Raw genomic sequence first — 15,921 nt, 5'->3', positions numbered from 1 at the left:
AAACACCATGACCCCCCTGTCGTACGCGCAGCGGCGAATGTGGTTCATCAACCGCTTCGAAGGCCCTTCCTCCACCTACAACATCCCGCTGCTCCTGCGTTGCCACGGCCCGCTCGACACGGTCGCGCTGCGGGCGGCTTTCCGTGACGTGATGATCCGCCACGAGGTCCTGCGTACCGTCTTCGCGGAGACCGACGGCCAGCCGTACCAGCGTGTTCTCGACCCTGACGAGATCGAACTGCCCTGGCAGGACTGGGGCCGGGTGGCCCCCGAGCGGATACCCGGCGTGGTGGCGTCGGTGAGCGGCAGCTGGATCGACCTGTCGACGGACGTGCCGCTGCGCGGCTGCGTCCTCCAGAGCGGCGACGAGGAATTCCTGGTCGTCCTGGTGATCCACCACATCGCCGGCGACGGCGGCTCGCTGGCCCCGCTGGCACGTGACGTGTCGACGGCCTACCGGGCCCGGGTGACCGGCACGGCACCGGACTGGTCCGAACTGCCCGTGCAGTACTCGGACTACGCGCTGTGGCAGCACGAAATGCTGGGCGACGAAAAGGATCCGGACAGCGTTGTCGCGGTGCAGAGCGCCTATTGGCGCGAGGAACTGGCTGGTGTGTCCAAGCCTCTTCCCCTGCCCCTGGACCGGCCCCGTCCCGAGGTGGCGAGTTTCCGGGGCGGATCGGTTCCGGTCGGGTTGCCCGCCGAACTGCGCGCCGGGGTCGAAAAGTTGGCGCAAACCCATGGCGTCACGACGTCGATCGTGCTCCAGGCCGCCTTGGTGACGTTGCTGCATCGGCTGGGAGGAGGCAAGGATGTGACCGTCGGCTCGCCGATTGCGGGCCGTACGGAGGAGGCACTGAATGAACTCGTGGGGTTCTTCGTCAATACCTGGACGCTGCGCGTGCAGGTGACCGCGGACCAGCCTTTCGAGTGGGTGCTGGAACAGGTACGGAAGAAGGCGCTTGCCGCCTATGATCATCAGGACGTGCCGTTCGAGCGGCTCGTAGAGCTGTTGCGGCCGGAACGGTCGACCGCGCATCACCCCCTGTTCCAGGTCGTGCTGGCGTGGCAGAACAACACCCCACCGCACTTGGACCTGCCGGGTCTCACCGTGACGATGGAACCGCTGCCCACCGGCAGCGCGAAGTTCGACCTGTTCTTCAACCTGGCGCCGGACGAGTCCACCGGCTCCGTCGTCGGTGAGATCGAGTACGCCACCGACCTCTTCGACCGCTCCACGGTGGAGGAGATCGCGGCACGGTTCGTGGCCGTCGTCGAGGAGGTCGTGGCCGACCCGAGGACCCCCGTCGGCGCAGCGGGCGAGGCCGGGCCCGGTCGGTCCGGCGGCACTCTCGACGCCGCCGAACGCCGGAAGATCCTCGTCGAGTGGAACGACACCGCCCGCCCGGTCCACTGTCCGGGACCGGTCCACCTGCTCTTCGAGGAGCAGGCCGCACGCCGCCCGGACGCCACCGCCCTGCGCTGGGCCGGCGGCACCATGACGTACGGCGAGCTGAACCGGTGGGCGAACCGCGTCGCCTGGGACCTCAAGGAACGCGGCGTCGGCCCGGAGACCGTCGTCGGCGTCGGCGTCCCCCGCGGCCCGGTCATGATCGCCGCCGTCCTGGGCGTGCTCAAGGCGGGCGGCGCCTATCTGCCGCTCGAACCGGCGCTGCCCGCCGACCGCGTGGCCGGCATGCTCGCCGACGCCGGGTGCTCCCTCGTGCTGTCCACGCCGGACACCGAACGCTGGGCCCTGCCGGACGGCGTCCGCCTCGTCGAGCTCACCGACGCCCGGTCGCCCGGCCCCGACCACGATCCGGAACCGGCCGCGGGCCCGGACAACACGGCGTACATCATCTTCACCTCCGGCAGCACCGGGAAGCCGAAGGGCGTCGCGGTCACCCACCGCCCGGTGCACAACCTGCTCGACTGGTGCTACCGCACTTTCGCGTTCGGCCCCGACGACGTCGCCCTGTGCGTCACGTCGCTCGGCTTCGACCTCTCCGTCTTCGACGTCTTCGGCCTGCTCGGCTGCGGCGGCGGCGTCTACATCGCGGACGCCGTCCAGCAGCGAGACCCCCAGCTGCTCCTGGACGTCCTGCTCACGGAACCGATCACCTTCTGGGACTCGGTGCCCACCACCCTCAACCAGGTCGCCTCCTTGCTCACGGAGGACGGCGGGTACGAGGGCACCGACGACCTGCGCCTGGTGTTCCTCTCCGGCGACTACACCCCGCTGTCGCTGCCCGACGAGGTCCGCCGGGTGTTCACCGGCGCGGAGATCGTCAGCCTCGGCGGTGCCACCGAGGCGACGGTGTGGTCCAACTACTTCCGGGTCCGGGAGATCGACCCGGCCTGGCGCAGCATTCCGTACGGCCGTCCCATCGACAACGCCCGCTACTACGTGCTCGACGAGAACATGGAGCCGTGCCCCGTCGGCGTCGAGGGCGACCTGTACATCGGCGGGGACTGCCTCTGCGTCGGCTACGTCAACCGGCCCGAGCTGACCGCGGAACGTTTCGTCCGCGACCCGTTCAGCGCGCGTGAGGGCGACAGGCTGTACCGCACCGGCGACCGCGCCAGTTTCTTCCCGGACGGCAACATCTGCTTCCTCGGCCGCGCCGACAACCAGGTCAAGCTGCGCGGATTCCGCGTCGAGCCCGGCGAGATCGAACACACCCTGGTCCGGCACCCGGCCGTCCGCCAAGCCATCGTCACCGCCCGCGAGGACCGGCCCGGTGACCTGCGGCTGGTCGCCTACGTCGTCCCGGACACCGGCGCCCTGCGGCCCGACGACGACGCCGACGAACAGGTGGGGGAGTGGCAGGAGGTATACGACCAGGCCTACTCCCACGACAACGGACACGGATTCGGTGAGGACTTCACCGGCTGGAGCAGCTCCTTCACCGGCGAGCCGATCCCGCTCGACGAGATGCGGGACTGGCGCGACGCCGCCGTGGAACGCGTCCTGTGCTGGTCGCCCGAGCGCGTCCTCGAACTCGGCGTCGGCACCGGACTCCTGCTCGCGCACATCGCCGGCCGGGTGGAGGAGTACTGGGCCACCGACTTCTCCCAGGCCGTGATCGACCGGCTCAGCGACCAGGTGACCCGGGCCGGCCTGGCCGACCGGGTCCGGCTGCGCCGCCAGGCCGCCGACGACCTCACCGGACTGCCCCGGGGCACATTCGACACCGTGGTGCTCAACTCGGTCGTGCAGTACTTCCCCGACGAGCGCTACCTCGCCCGGGTCCTGGACGGCGCCTGGGAACTGCTCGCGCCGGGCGGCCGGATCGTCCTCGGCGACATCCGGCGGGCGTCCTCCCTGCGCACGCTCCAGACGGGCGTCCAGCGGACGAAGCACCCCGATGCGGCACCGGCCGTACTGCGCACCACGGTCGACCAGGCCGTCCTGCTGGAGAAGGAACTGGTGGTCGACCCCGAGTGGTTCCTGCGCTGGGCAGACCGGGCCGGGGCGACCGGTGCCGACATCCGCGCCAAGAACGGCATCCACCACAACGAGCTGACCCGGCACCGCTACGAGGTCGTGCTGCACAAGCCGGGCACGGCACCGGCGGACGCCCCGCGACGGCTCGACGTCGTCCCCACCCTGACCTGGGAGGGCGACCTCGGCCGGCTCGCCGACCGGTTACGTGACCGGTCCGAGCCGGCGGTGCGGATCACCGGAATCCCGAACGCCCGCCTCACCGAGGAGGCCGCGGCAGCCCGCGCCCTCGGCCTCGACGACTCCGCGCCGCCCGAACTGCCCCCGCTCGACCCCGCCGAGATCCGCGCCTGGGCCGCCCGGCACGGCTGGGACGCGGTGCCGACCTGGTCGGCCGACGCGGTCGACCTGCTCGACGTGATCGTGCTGCGCGACGGCCCGGCCGCCGGCACCACCCTCACCGGCACGTACCTGCCGGCCACCGACGGACGCACCCCGGCGAACGACCCCGCGGCCGCCGCCGCCGTCACGGCGCTGCTGCCCGCCCTGCGCGGCCATCTGCGGGAGACCTTGCCCGAGTACATGGTCCCGGCCGCCATCGTGCCCATCGCCGCCGTGCCGCTGACCGACAACGGCAAGCCCGACCGGCGCGCCCTGCCCGTGCCCGACTACGTGGTCGGCGGCGGCCGGGCTCCCTCCACCCCGGAGGAGGAGTCGCTGTGCGCGCTGTTCGCCGCGGTACTCGGACTCGACCAGGTCGGCGTGGACGACAACTTCTTCACCGTCGGCGGCCACTCGCTCCTGGCCACCCGGCTGGTCAGCCGTATCCGTGCCGAGCACGGTGTGGAGATCCCCATCCGGGTCGTCTTCCAGTCGCCCACCGTCGCCGAGCTGGCGGCCCACCTGAACACCCTGAGCAACGTCCGCCCGCCGCTCCGTCCCCAGGTCCGGCCCGAACGGCTGCCGCTGTCGTACGCCCAGCAGCGGCTGTGGTTCATACACCGCTTCGAGGGACCCTCGGCGACCTACAACGTCACGCTGGCTCTGCGCATGCGCGGCGAACTCGACGCGGCGGCCCTGCGCCGCGCCGTGCACGACGTCGTCGTGCGGCACGAATCGCTGCGCACCGTCTTCGGTGAGGCGGACGGACAGCCGTACCAGCGCATCCTGGAACCGGCCCTGGTCGAGGTCCCGTGGGAGGAGCGCGAGATCACCGAGGCCGAGCTGCCCGGCGCCCTGCGGGCGGCGGCGCGCCGCCCGTTCGACCTGGCGGCCGAGATCCCCATCCGCTCCTGGCTGCTGCGGACCGGCGAGCGCGAGGCGGTGTTCCTGATCGGCGCACACCACATCGCCGCCGACGGCTGGTCCGCCCTCCCGCTGGCCCAGGACCTCACCACCGCGTACGAGGCCCGCCGCGCAGGCCGGGCGCCCGAGTGGGAACCGCTTCCCGTGCAGTACGCCGACTACACCCTCTGGCAGCGGGAACTGCTGGGCGACACCGACACCCCGGGCAGCCTCTACCGGCGGCAGCTGGACTACTGGACCACCCAGCTGGCCGGCCTGCCCGAGACCGTCTCGCCGCCCGCCGACCGGCCCCGGCCCGCCGCGGCGTCGTACGCCGGCGACCTGGTGCCGCTCGCACTCGACCCGCAGCTCACCGACGGCGTGCGCAGGCTGGCCCGGGAGACCGGTGCCACGGTGTCGATGGTGCTCCAGGCGGCCCTTGCCGCGCTGCTCACCAGGCTCGGCGCGGGCACGGACGTGTCGATCGGCTCGCCCATCGCCGGACGCACCGACGAGGCGCTCAACCGGTTGGTCGGCTTCTTCGTCAACACGTGGGTGTTGCGCGCGGACACCTCGGGCGACCCCTCCTTCGCCGAGCTCGTCGGCCGGGTCCGCGAGAGCAGCCTCGCCGCCTACGACCACCAGGACATCCCCTTCGAGCACCAGGTCGAGAAGCTCAACCCGGTCCGCTCGCCCGCCCACCACCCGCTGTTCCAGGTGTGCCTGGCGCTCCAGAACAACGCGCGGCCGGAGTTCCACCTGGCGGGCCTGACCGTGACCGAGGAGCCGTTCTCCCCGGGCACCTCCCGCTTCGACCTGTTCATCAGCGTCACCGAACAGGACGAGGACGGCGCGCCGGCCCGTATCGAGGGCTTCGCGGAGTACGCCACCGAGCTGTTCGACGCCGGGACGGTCAGCACGCTGCTCGACCGCTGGCTGCACTTCCTGCGCCAGGTGGTCGCCGCGCCGGAGACGCCCATCGGATCCGTCGGCGTCCTGGCCGAGCACGAGCGCGCCGCGCTCAGCGGCTGGGGCGGCGGAGGCCGGGACGCCCGGTTCGACGCCGGCACCCTTCCCGAGCGGTTCGCCGCCACGGCCGCGGCGACCCCGGACGCGACCGTGCTGGTCTCCGCGGACGGCACGCTCGCCTGGACCTACGCCGAACTGGACCGCTGGGCCAACCGCCTCGCCCACCACTTCCGGGCCCGCGGCGCCCGCCCGGACAGCCGCGTCGCGCTCGTGCTGGAACGCTCGCCGCTGCTGGTCGCCGCCGTCCTCGGCGTCCTCAAGACCGGCGCCGCCTACGTGCCGGTCGACCCCACCTACCCGCCCGAGCGCATCGACTACCTGCTCGCGGACCTCGCCCCGGCCGTCACCGTGTACGAGGACCTCGCCGAGGAGGATCTCGACGGGCTGCCCGACTCGCCGCCCGAGACGGAGGGCGTCGGCGAGCACGCTGTCGCCTACGTGATGTACACCTCGGGTTCCACCGGCCGACCCAAGGGCGTGGAGGTGACCCACCGGAACGTCGTCGACCTCGCGCTCGACGGCTGCTTCGGCACCGGGGCCCACCACCGCGTCCTCCTCCACTCGCCGCACACCTTCGACGCGTCGACGTACGAGATGTGGGTGCCGCTGCTCGGCGGCGGCACGGCCGTGGTGGCTCGCGCCGGCCGGCCGGACACCGCGGAACTCGCCCGGGTGATCACCGAGCGGGAGGTGACGGGGCTGTGGCTGACCGCCGGACTGTTCGCCGTGATGGCCGAACAGCACGCCGAGTGCTTCGGCGCCGTCCAGGAGGTGTGGGCGGGCGGCGACGTCCTCTCGCCGACCGCCGTCCGCGCGGTGCTCGACGCCTGTCCCGGCGTCACCGTGGTCAACGGCTACGGCCCGACCGAGACCACCACGTTCGCCTCCCGGCACCGGGTGGCCTCTGCGGCGGAGTGCACCGACCCGCTGCCCATCGGCAGCCCGATGGACGGCAGCCGGCTCCTCGTCCTGGACGACCGGCTGCTGCCGGTGCCGCCCGGCGTGGTGGGCGAGCTGTACATCGGCGGCGACGGCGTGGCGCGCGGTTACGCGGGCCGGCCGGGCCTGACCGCCACCCGGTTCGTGCCCGACCCGTCCGGACAGTCCGGGGCGCGGATGTACCGCACCGGCGACCTGGTGCGCTGGAACACCGCCGGCTGCCTTCAGTACATCAGCCGCAGCGACGAGCAGATCAAGCTGCGCGGCTTCCGCGTCGAGCCTGGTGAGCTGGAAACGGTCCTGCGCGAAGAGGACGGCGTGGCGAACGCGGTGGTCACCGTGCGTCAGGACCGGCTCGGTGAACGCCGCATGGTCGCCTACGTGGTGCCCGACGGCTCCGTGTCCACGGGCCGCGACGCCGCCGAACAGGTCGGCGAGTGGCGCGAGATCTACGACACCATGTACGGCGGGACGGAGGTCGACACCGACGAGTCCGAGGACTTCACCGGCTGGAACAGCTCCTACACGAGCCGCCCCATCCCGCTCCCCGAGATGCGGGCCTGGCGCGAGGCCGTGCTGCGACGGGTACGGTCTCTGCGCCCGCGCCGGGTGCTGGAGATCGGTGTCGGCTCCGGCCTGCTGCTCGGCCCGCTCGCACCGGAGGCCGAGGAGTACTGGGGCACCGACTTCTCGGCCCCCGTCGTCGAACGGCTGCGCGCCCGGACCGGCGCCGACCCGGTGCTGTCGGACAAGGTGACCCTGCGCTGCCAGCCCGCCGACGACGCCGAGGGCCTGCCCACCGGGTACTTCGACACGGTGATCCTCAACTCGGTCCTGCAGTACTTCCCGGACGCCGACTACCTCACCCGGGTGCTCGACCTCGCGATGGACCGGCTCGCACCCGGCGGACGTGTCGTGATCGGCGACGTCCGCAATTACCGCACCCTGCGCACGTTCGCCGCCGCGGTCCACCGCTGCCGGCAGCCCGACGACGGCCCGGCCGCCGTACAGGCCGCCGTCGAGCGCGCGGTGCTCGGCGAGAAGGAACTCGTCGTCGACCCGGGCTTCTTCACCCGCTGGGCCGAGACCCGGCCGGACGCCGTTGCCGCCGACATCCGCCTCAAGCAGGGCACCCACCACAACGAGCTGACTCGCCACCGCTACGAGGTCGTGCTGCACAAGGCGCCCGCGAGGCCATTGCACCTCGGTGACCTGCCTGAGGAGGTCTGGGGAGCGGAGGTCCGCGAACTAGCCGACCTGGAGACCGCGCTGGCCCGCCAGGGCGGCCGGCTGCGCCTGACCCGTATCCCCAACACCCGCCTGGCCGGCGAGGCCGCCGAGTGGGGCGCCCCCGCCGAAGTGGGCGGCACCCTCGACCCCGCCGACCTGGAGGCATGGGGAGCCCGGCGCGGGCTCGCGGTGTACTGCACCTGGTCGGCACAGGCGGGTGACTGCTTCGAAGCGATCGTCATGCCCGAAGTCGACGCCGTCTGCTGCGACGGCCTCTACCGGCCCGCCGGCGCCAGCTCGGCCCGGCTGGCGAACGTGCCCGCGGTCTCCCGCCGCGTCTCCCGGCTGCCTTCCCTGCTGCGCGAGCGGCTCGCAGGCCGGCTCCCGGAGTTCATGATGCCCGCCGACATCGTCGTCCTCGACCGGCTGCCGCTCACCGAGAACGGCAAGGTGGACCGTGCCGCGCTTCCCGAGCCGGACCCGGTCGGCGGCGAACACCGGGCCCCGCGCACCCCGCGCGAGGAGGAACTCGCCGCGCTCTTCGCCGAGGTGCTGGGCATGGACCGGATCGGCATCGACGACGACTTCTTCGCCTGTGGCGGCCACTCCCTGCGGCTGACGCGCCTCGTCTGGCGGATCCACGAGAAGCTGGGTGTGGACGTCCCGATCCGCACGGTATTCCAGTACCCGACCGTAGCCGCACTGGCGGCACAGCTGTCCGCCGACACCGAGGCCGACTTCGAGGACCCGTTCGCCGTCCTGCTGCCGATCCGCACCGAGGGGCACCGGCCCCCGCTGTGGTGGCTGCACCCGGGTGGCGGGTTGAGCTGGCCCTACCTGGGATTCGCCCGCCACGTCGAGCCGTCCTGGCCGCTGTACGGCATCCAGGCACGCGGCTTCGACGGCACCACCCCGCCGGCCGGCTCCATCGAGGAGATGGTCGAGGACTATCTCGGGCAGGTGCTCCAGGTCCAGCCGAGCGGCCCCTACCACCTGCTGGGCTGGTCCTTCGGTGGCACTCTCGCGCACGCCATGGCGGCCGAACTCCAGCGCCGCGGACATGAGGTGGCACTCCTGGCGCTGCTGGACGCTGCGCCCTCCAGCCACTTCGCCGACCTGGAAGCGCTGGACGAGGCCATGGTCCGCCGCTACCTCGCCAACTACATGGGACACCTGGCGGGGATGGAGGAGTACCCGTCGCTGGTCACCACCGCCTCCTCGATCTTCATCGGACAGATGGAGCAGATGCGGCGGTTCACCTCACCGCTGTACCGCGGTGACGTCGTCTTCTTCAACGCACTTCTCGACCCGGAGACCCACGACAAGCGGGAACTGGACGAGGAACTGGACGTGCTCTGGCAGGAGCACGTCGACGGTCGTGTGCAGCGCATCGACATCGCCTGCGCTCACAGCGAGATGTACTGGCCGCGGAACGCGGCTGAGATCAGCCGCGCCATCAACCGGTATCTGCGGGCAGCGCATTGATCCTGTTTCGAAGCCCCAACTGGTGGAACGAGTTCTGGAGGACACAGGTGAGCACCAATCCGTTCGACGATGAGAACGGCCAGTTCCACGTGCTGGTCAACGACGAGGACCAGCACTCCCTCTGGCCGGCATTCGCCGAGGTGCCCGCCGGGTGGCGCAGCGTCTTCGGCCCCGCCGCAAGAGCGGAGAGCGTCGCCTACGTGGAGGAGCACTGGACCGACATGCGGCCGCGCAGTCTCCGGGAGGCGATGAACGGCTGAGGCCGTGCGGTGAGGCGCCGTCGCGGATGCTGACCTGAGGAAGCGCGGCGCCTCTGCGGTCGAGGCCGTGGAGACCGAACCAGACCACCACGGCTCAGGCCCTTTACGCGTGCTCGGCCGACACAAGAACGCCGTCGGCCGGCGATGACAGTGACCATCTCTTTGCGTCGACGGGGAGGCGTGTGCTGTGGGGTGCACAACCAGCGATGTCATGTTCGTCCGATGGCCGGCACAAATAGACCTTCGGAACCGATGTAAGAGGGACGGCGTACCCCGTCTCCTCGTAGTGGAGGCGGGTGCCCGTCCGCCAGTCTGCAACGATCCGTTCGAAGACTGGGTCCGAGCGCCCATCTCCCGGGAGGATCTCGACGCCCGGGTCAAAGCTCTCCAGAACCGGCTCGACGACCGGCAGATACCAACCCTCGACTCCGCCGGAACGCTCAGCTACGGACCGCACTCGATCACTATCTCGAATGTCCAGACCGAATTGATGGAACTGCTCATCGAGCACTTCGGGGAGGTGGTGTACCGGCATGAACTCACTCAACGGCTGGCGGACTGCGTGCAGAGGCCGACGAGGAATTCGCTCGACCTCCACATCATGCGGCTTCGCCGCCGTCTCTTACCGACCGACCTGGTCATCCGCACGGCCTGGGGGCGCGGTTATGCGCTGGAGACCGAGGCCGGCTAGGCGGTGCGGCGAAAGCGGGTCTTGAGCCCTCAATGATCACGCTCATGACGCGGGGTGATCGCACGGGACGGCACGTGGCCCGTTCCGCATCGCGCCACCCCAGTCCGTGGCGGTGGGCGAAGGCACCGACGTGATCACCGTCGGCGCGGGCGGCACCCGCGACCCCGCCCCGAGGAGCCGGCCGTCGTCCACCCCGACGCCCAGGACGACATGCCCCGCCCGCGAACCGGCCCCGGCACGATGCCGGGGGCGGTTCAGGACGAGGCGGAACCGACGGGGGTGCGGCCCGTTCCGACATCGCTGACCGCGGCCCGCGAAAGCCGGGCAGACTGCCTCGGCGCTGTGGACACGCCCTGGCCGGCGGCCGAAGGCTATGGGTGGTGCACCTTCCCGCGCAGCCGGCGAAGTTCGGGGAAGGGCCGGGTGACTCGGCGGGCGAGGAAGTCGACACCGCTCGACCCGCCGGTTCCGCCCTGCTCCCCGACCATCTTGGACACCAGTGCCAGGTGTGCCACTTTCCAGTGCCAGTACCCGTTCCCCAGGTCCACCAGCGCTTCCGCGAGGCGGTGCAGCACGCCGGACTCCACGCCACGTCGGCAGACGTCGTCCACGGTCTGCCCGTGGTACTCGACCGCCGCCGCGAACACCTCGTAGAGACTGCCCTGGTGGTGGCTGTTGCCCAGCAGCGTGGTCAGCCGCCGGAACTGCGCGGACTGCGCGCCGCTCGCCGTGTCCAGGTAGGACCGGAACTCGGCGAAGTAACGCAGTGGCAGTTTCTCCAGCACCAGAAGCTGCTGCTGGAGCACCCGTATCAACTCGCCGGACCGCAGCAGGAATTCGAGCCCGAGCTCCAGATCGTGCGTGTCACAGGGCGGCAGGAGCGCCTCGGCAGCGGCGTCCAGATCAGCCCCGAGCTGCTTCAGCCACAGCTCGCAGGACTGGTGGGTGATGATGAAGAACTGCTCGGCCAGGACGACCGCACGGCCGGCCGTGTGTGGGGTCCGCGGCTCCTGGAGCGAAAGCAGACTCTCCATTCGGAGATAGTCCGCATACGTCAGACTGCTCAAGACGCCGCCTCCTCGTCAAAGGTGATCTGCCGGCCGCGCCGGACAGTCCGGCGCGGCCAACGACCCATATGCCTGAGCGTGACACGGAAACGAACCAGCTGATCAACAATCTGTCGTCTCTCATTCAAGTAGAAATACCTGAGCAAGAAATACCCGGCGTCGGCGCCGCCGTTGGCACGCTTCCGGCATGACCATCCCGACCGAGCTGGACCTGACCGACGCGACCGCCTTCGTACGGCACGACGCATACGAGTTCTGGCGCGACGTGCGGAAGTCCCGGCCCGTGTACTGGCACCAGGGGGACCCCGGCTTCTGGGTCGTCGCCCGCCACGCCGACGTGCTGTCCTGCTACGCCGACGTACGATCCCTGAGTTCCGCTCGCGGGACCGTGCTGGACGTCCTTCTGAGCGGCGGTGACTCGGCAGGCGGCAAGATGCTCGCGGTCACCGACCGGCCCCGCCACCGCGAACTGCGCAACCTGATGCTGCGCGCCTTCTCCCCGCGCGTCCTCGGCGCGGTCGAACAGAAGATATGGGAACGGACGTCAGGGCTCATCAAGACCGTCACCGGGCAGGGCGAGTTCGACTTCGCGGCGGAGGTCGCCGAGCACATTCCGATGAACACGATCTGTGATTTGCTCTCCATTCCGGAGGCGGACCGCGAGAAGCTGCTGCGCTGGAACAAGCTGGCCCTCTCCTCGCACGACGCCGAGTCCGACAGGCTGGACTCCCTGGAGGCCCGGAACGAGATCATCGGTTACTTCATGGACCTCGCCCGGCACCGCCGCGGCGACCCCGGCGACGACGTCATCAGCATGATCGCGACGGCGGAGCTGGGAGACCGCCCGCTGACGCTGGAGGAGGTCGCTCTCAACTGCTACAGCCTCGTGCTCGGCGGCGACGAGTCCTCCCGCGTGTCCGCGATCTGCGCGGTGAAGACGTTCGCCGAGCACCCCGCCCAGTGGCGGGCGCTGCGCGAAGGGTCGGCCGCGATCGACACGGCGGTCGAGGAAGTACTGCGCTGGGCCACGCCAGCCATGCACTTCGCCCGCACCGCGACCCGGGACATGGAGATAGGCGGCCGGCGGGTGCGCGCGGGCGACATCGTGACGCTGTGGAACACCTCCGCCAACAACGACGAGGAGGTGTTCGACCAGCCGCGCCGGTTCGACCCGGCCCGCTCGCCCAACAAGCACCTCTCCTTCGGCCACGGCCCGCACTTCTGCGTCGGCGCGTTCCTCGGCCGGACGGAACTGCGCGCACTGCTGAGCGCGCTCACCGAGTCGGTCAACGAGATCGAGGTGTGCGGCAAGCCCACACCGATCTACTCCAACTTCCTGAACGGCTACGGCAGCCTGCCGGTCGCCTTCCGCTGACGGCCGTCAGCCGGACAACCGGCTCTCGACGGCCGCGGCCAGCTCGCCGATCGTCGCCGCCTCCAGCACGGTCCGGATCGACAGCGCGACCTCGAACCGCTCCCGGATCCGGGCGGCCAGCCTGGTCGCCTGCACCGAGTGCCCGCCGAGCTGGAAGAAGTTGTCGGAGAGCCTCGCCTCCGGGACCCCGAGGATGTCCCGCACGATCGCGCAGACCACGGCCGCGCAGCCATCCGCCTCGGCGGCGTCCGGCGCTCGGCCGCCGTCCGGGAACCCCTCTGCCCCCGCGTCCGGCTGCGGCAGGGCCCCCCGGTCGATCTTGCCGTTGGCCAGCGTGGGGAACCGCTCCAGCACCGTGACCCGTGCGGGCACCATGTGCGCGGGCAGCGACTCGGCGACATGGGCGCGCAGGTCATCCGGCTCGACCGGCGCCGTGGTGGTGACGTAGCCGACGACATGCGCCTCGGCCAGTTCACCCCGCACCACGGCGACGGCGACGTCCACCGCCGGATGGGCGGCGAGCCGGGTTTCGATCTCACCGAGTTCGACGCGGAAACCGCGCAGCTTCACCTGGCCGTCCGCGCGGCCCGCGAAGAACAGCTCGCCGTCCGGCCCCTTGCGGCCCCGGTCGCCCGTGCGGTACATCCGGCTGCCGGGCGGCCCGAACGGGTCGGCCACGAACTTCACCGCGGTCGCCCCGAACCGGTTGAGATAGCCGCGCGCCAGTCCGCTGCCCGCGATGTACAGCTCGCCCTCCGTGCCGGGCGGCACCGGGCGCAGGCTCTCGTCGAGCACGTGCACCTCGTTGCCGATCCACGGCATGCCGATCCCGACGTCACCGGCGTCGCGCACCGGCCCGCCGATCGTCGCCCCGACGGTCACCTCGGTCGGGCCGTAACCGTTGAACATCCGCCGTGCCCGCGACCACTTGCGCACCAGCGTCGGCGTACAGCTGTCTCCCGTGGACATGACGGTCCCGCCGAGCAGAATGTCCTCGGCGTCGGTCTCGCTGAGCGCCACCGGGGGCAGTACCGCGTGCGTGATGCCGTACTTGAACAAGGTGTTCCACAGCGGATGGCCCGGCAGCAGGTCGTCGGCGGGCACCATCACGAGTGCCGCCCCGGACAGCAGCGCCAGGGACACGTCCCAGAAGGCGGCGTCGAAACTGATGGACGCCCACTGGAGCACGCGGTCGCCCGGGCCCGCGCGCAGGACAGCCGCCTGGGTGGCGGCCATGTCGCGCACACCGCTGTGCGGCACGGCGACGCCCTTGGGCGTTCCGGTCGACCCCGAGGTGTAGATGACGTACATCAGGTGCTCGGGGCGCAGTACGGCACGGCGCTCATGCTGGGCGACGTCGTGCCCCGGCAGAGCCGCGCACGCGGCGCGGAACGCCGGGTCGTCAAGGACGAGTTCCTTCGGACCCGCGATGAGGGGTGCCACCGAGGAGGAACGCAGCAGCAGCACCGGCCGCGAGTCGGCCAGCATGAACCGCAGGCGTTCTGCCGGATAGCCCGGATCGAGCGGGAGGTAGGCGCCGCCGGCCTTGAGCACCGCCATGATCGCCACGATCAGTTCGCTTGACTTCGGCATCGCGACCGCGACGAGCGAGTCGGGGCCGACACCGTGCGCGATGAGCCTGCGGGCGAGCCGGTTGATCCGGGTGTTCAGCTCCGCGTAACCGAGGGTGCTTTCCCCGTCGATGAGGGCGGGTTCTCCGCCCCGTCTGGCGACCGTTGACTCGAACAGTGCCGGAACCGTGTTCAAGCGCGGTCAGCTCCTTCGGGGGGCTCCCTGATCGACGGCGAATCTAATCTCCGGCGACCGGGGAGCCCGGCGAATCCTTCCCGTCTCTGTCAGTACCCGCTCCCAGCACCGGCGGGTACGCGCAGGAGGTCCCGGCTGACGGCGGCGCCGTCGCTGACGTGCAGGACCGCGTCGGCGGTGTCCAGCGTGGCCCGGTCGAGCGGGAAGTAGCCCTGCTGCGGGGTGGTGTCCGTCCGGGTCCGGGCGGAGGCGACCTTGCCGGTGGGGGCCATGGCCCAATCGGTGACGCGGTCCTGTAGGCGGCTCTCGTAGGTGCCCGGCTCGGGATCGCCCAGCCCGACGGCCTCGCTGCGCCCCAGGCTGCCGACGATGAAGACGTACTGCTCGCCCAGCAGCGGTGCCACGACGGTGCCCGCCCCGGGCCAGTTGACGGACAGGTCTCCCAGGCTCCAGGTGCTCGGGGTCCGCTGGAGGTGCACATTGTGGGCGAAGACCAGGGTCGCGCCCCGGCGGCCCTCGATGCTGCGGATGTCGAGGAGGTTCTGCGCCATGAGCGCGTCCCGGGTGGCGAACAGCCGGGACAGCCGGTCGTTGTTCTCCAGGCGCTGGGCCGCCTGCCGGTGGTAGCGCAGCAGACCGAGGCCGGCGGTGAGGTGTGCCCTGGCCCGGAGCCACTCCGCGCGCGAGGTCTGCGCGATCCGCTCGGCGGCGTTGGAGTGGAGCAGGGTGAGCATGTCGTCGGCGAGGGACCACAGCCGCTCGGCCTCGGGCGTGGCGCCGACCGACATGGCCGGGTCCATCACCGCCTCCGCACGGCTCCACTGCTCGTCCGCGCCCAGCAGCCCGGCGAGGTCGAGGTCGAGCCGCAGATACTCCCGGGCGAATTCGAGACAGCGCCGCGGGCTGGGGGCACTCGTCGTCTCCGTAGGGACGTCGAAGCCGTGAAAGCTCAGCCGCTCCTCCGGCGGCCGGCTCGTGTTGTGGTCGCGCATCCAGGCGACGAGGCACCGGTTGGTCTCCAGGTTCCCGAAGTCGTGGGAGAAGCCCTCCCGCGTCACCTCGCCGAGATCCCCGTCGCCGCCCTTGACGAAGTCGTCGACGCGCAGCGCGGCCACGCGGTCGGTCTCCAGGGCGATCGAGCGGAAGCCGATTTCGGCCAGTCGGGCGAACAGCTCGTTGCGCACCCACCCGAAGGCGGGCTCCCGGTGGGTGGGTTCGCCGAGCGCCAGCACAGCACACGAGGCCACGGGAAGGTCGTGAAAGTCCTTGCTCATGTCTGTCAATCGAATCATTGAAAGACCCGTTGAGGCTTACTGCGATGCCGCGGTGCAGCGGTCGGACACACCGGG

Annotated in this window: 7 protein-coding genes; 4 read left to right on the top strand and 3 right to left on the bottom strand. The window is 71.0% G+C overall.

Annotation, left to right across the window (positions count from 1 at the left end; genetic code table 11):
* Nucleotides 1-7: 7 nt before the first annotated feature.
* The 3 genes from QFZ67_RS09330 to QFZ67_RS09320 all read left to right on the top strand — a co-directional run bounded on the left by QFZ67_RS09330 (nucleotide 8) and on the right by QFZ67_RS09320 (nucleotide 10,363).
* Entirely contained in the window at nucleotides 8-9,412 is a 9,405-nt protein-coding gene (locus QFZ67_RS09330; protein WP_307660627.1) for a non-ribosomal peptide synthetase, read from the top strand.
* Nucleotides 9,413-9,459: 47 nt separating this feature from the next.
* Complete coding sequence (locus QFZ67_RS09325; protein WP_069926457.1) at nucleotides 9,460-9,672, top strand: MbtH family protein; 213 nt, start codon at nucleotides 9,460-9,462, stop codon at nucleotides 9,670-9,672.
* A 286-nt stretch (nucleotides 9,673-9,958) separates the two neighbouring features.
* Nucleotides 9,959-10,363, top strand: a complete 405-nt coding sequence (locus QFZ67_RS09320; protein ID WP_307660626.1) for a winged helix-turn-helix domain-containing protein — start codon at nucleotides 9,959-9,961, stop codon at nucleotides 10,361-10,363.
* Between the two features lie 371 nt (nucleotides 10,364-10,734).
* Here QFZ67_RS09320 and QFZ67_RS09315 read toward each other — a convergent pair whose 3' ends face one another.
* Nucleotides 10,735-11,430: a tryptophan 2,3-dioxygenase family protein gene (locus QFZ67_RS09315; protein ID WP_307660625.1), complete on the bottom strand. Its 696-nt coding sequence runs from the start codon at nucleotides 11,428-11,430 to the stop codon at nucleotides 10,735-10,737.
* 187 nt (nucleotides 11,431-11,617) lie between these two features.
* Between QFZ67_RS09315 and QFZ67_RS09310 the strand changes: the two genes are divergently transcribed.
* Complete coding sequence (locus tag QFZ67_RS09310; protein WP_307660624.1) at nucleotides 11,618-12,805, top strand: cytochrome P450; 1,188 nt, start codon at nucleotides 11,618-11,620, stop codon at nucleotides 12,803-12,805.
* 6 nt (nucleotides 12,806-12,811) lie between these two features.
* Here QFZ67_RS09310 and QFZ67_RS09305 read toward each other — a convergent pair whose 3' ends face one another.
* Nucleotides 12,812-14,572 carry a non-ribosomal peptide synthetase gene (locus QFZ67_RS09305; protein WP_307660623.1) on the bottom strand — a complete coding sequence of 587 codons (1,761 nt, stop codon included), beginning with the start codon at nucleotides 14,570-14,572 and terminating at the stop codon, nucleotides 12,812-12,814.
* A gap of 89 nt (nucleotides 14,573-14,661) precedes the next feature.
* Nucleotides 14,662-15,846 (bottom strand): erythromycin esterase family protein, encoded by a 1,185-nt coding sequence (locus QFZ67_RS09300; protein ID WP_307660622.1) that lies wholly within the window; start codon nucleotides 15,844-15,846, stop codon nucleotides 14,662-14,664.
* Between the last annotated feature and the right edge of the window lie 75 nt (nucleotides 15,847-15,921).

Origin of the sequence: Streptomyces sp. V1I1, assembly GCF_030817355.1 — a bacterium.
Classification (GTDB): Bacteria; Actinomycetota; Actinomycetes; order Streptomycetales; family Streptomycetaceae; genus Streptomyces.
Note: the sequence above shows the minus strand (reverse complement) of the source record. Positions and strands in the feature narration are given on the sequence as shown.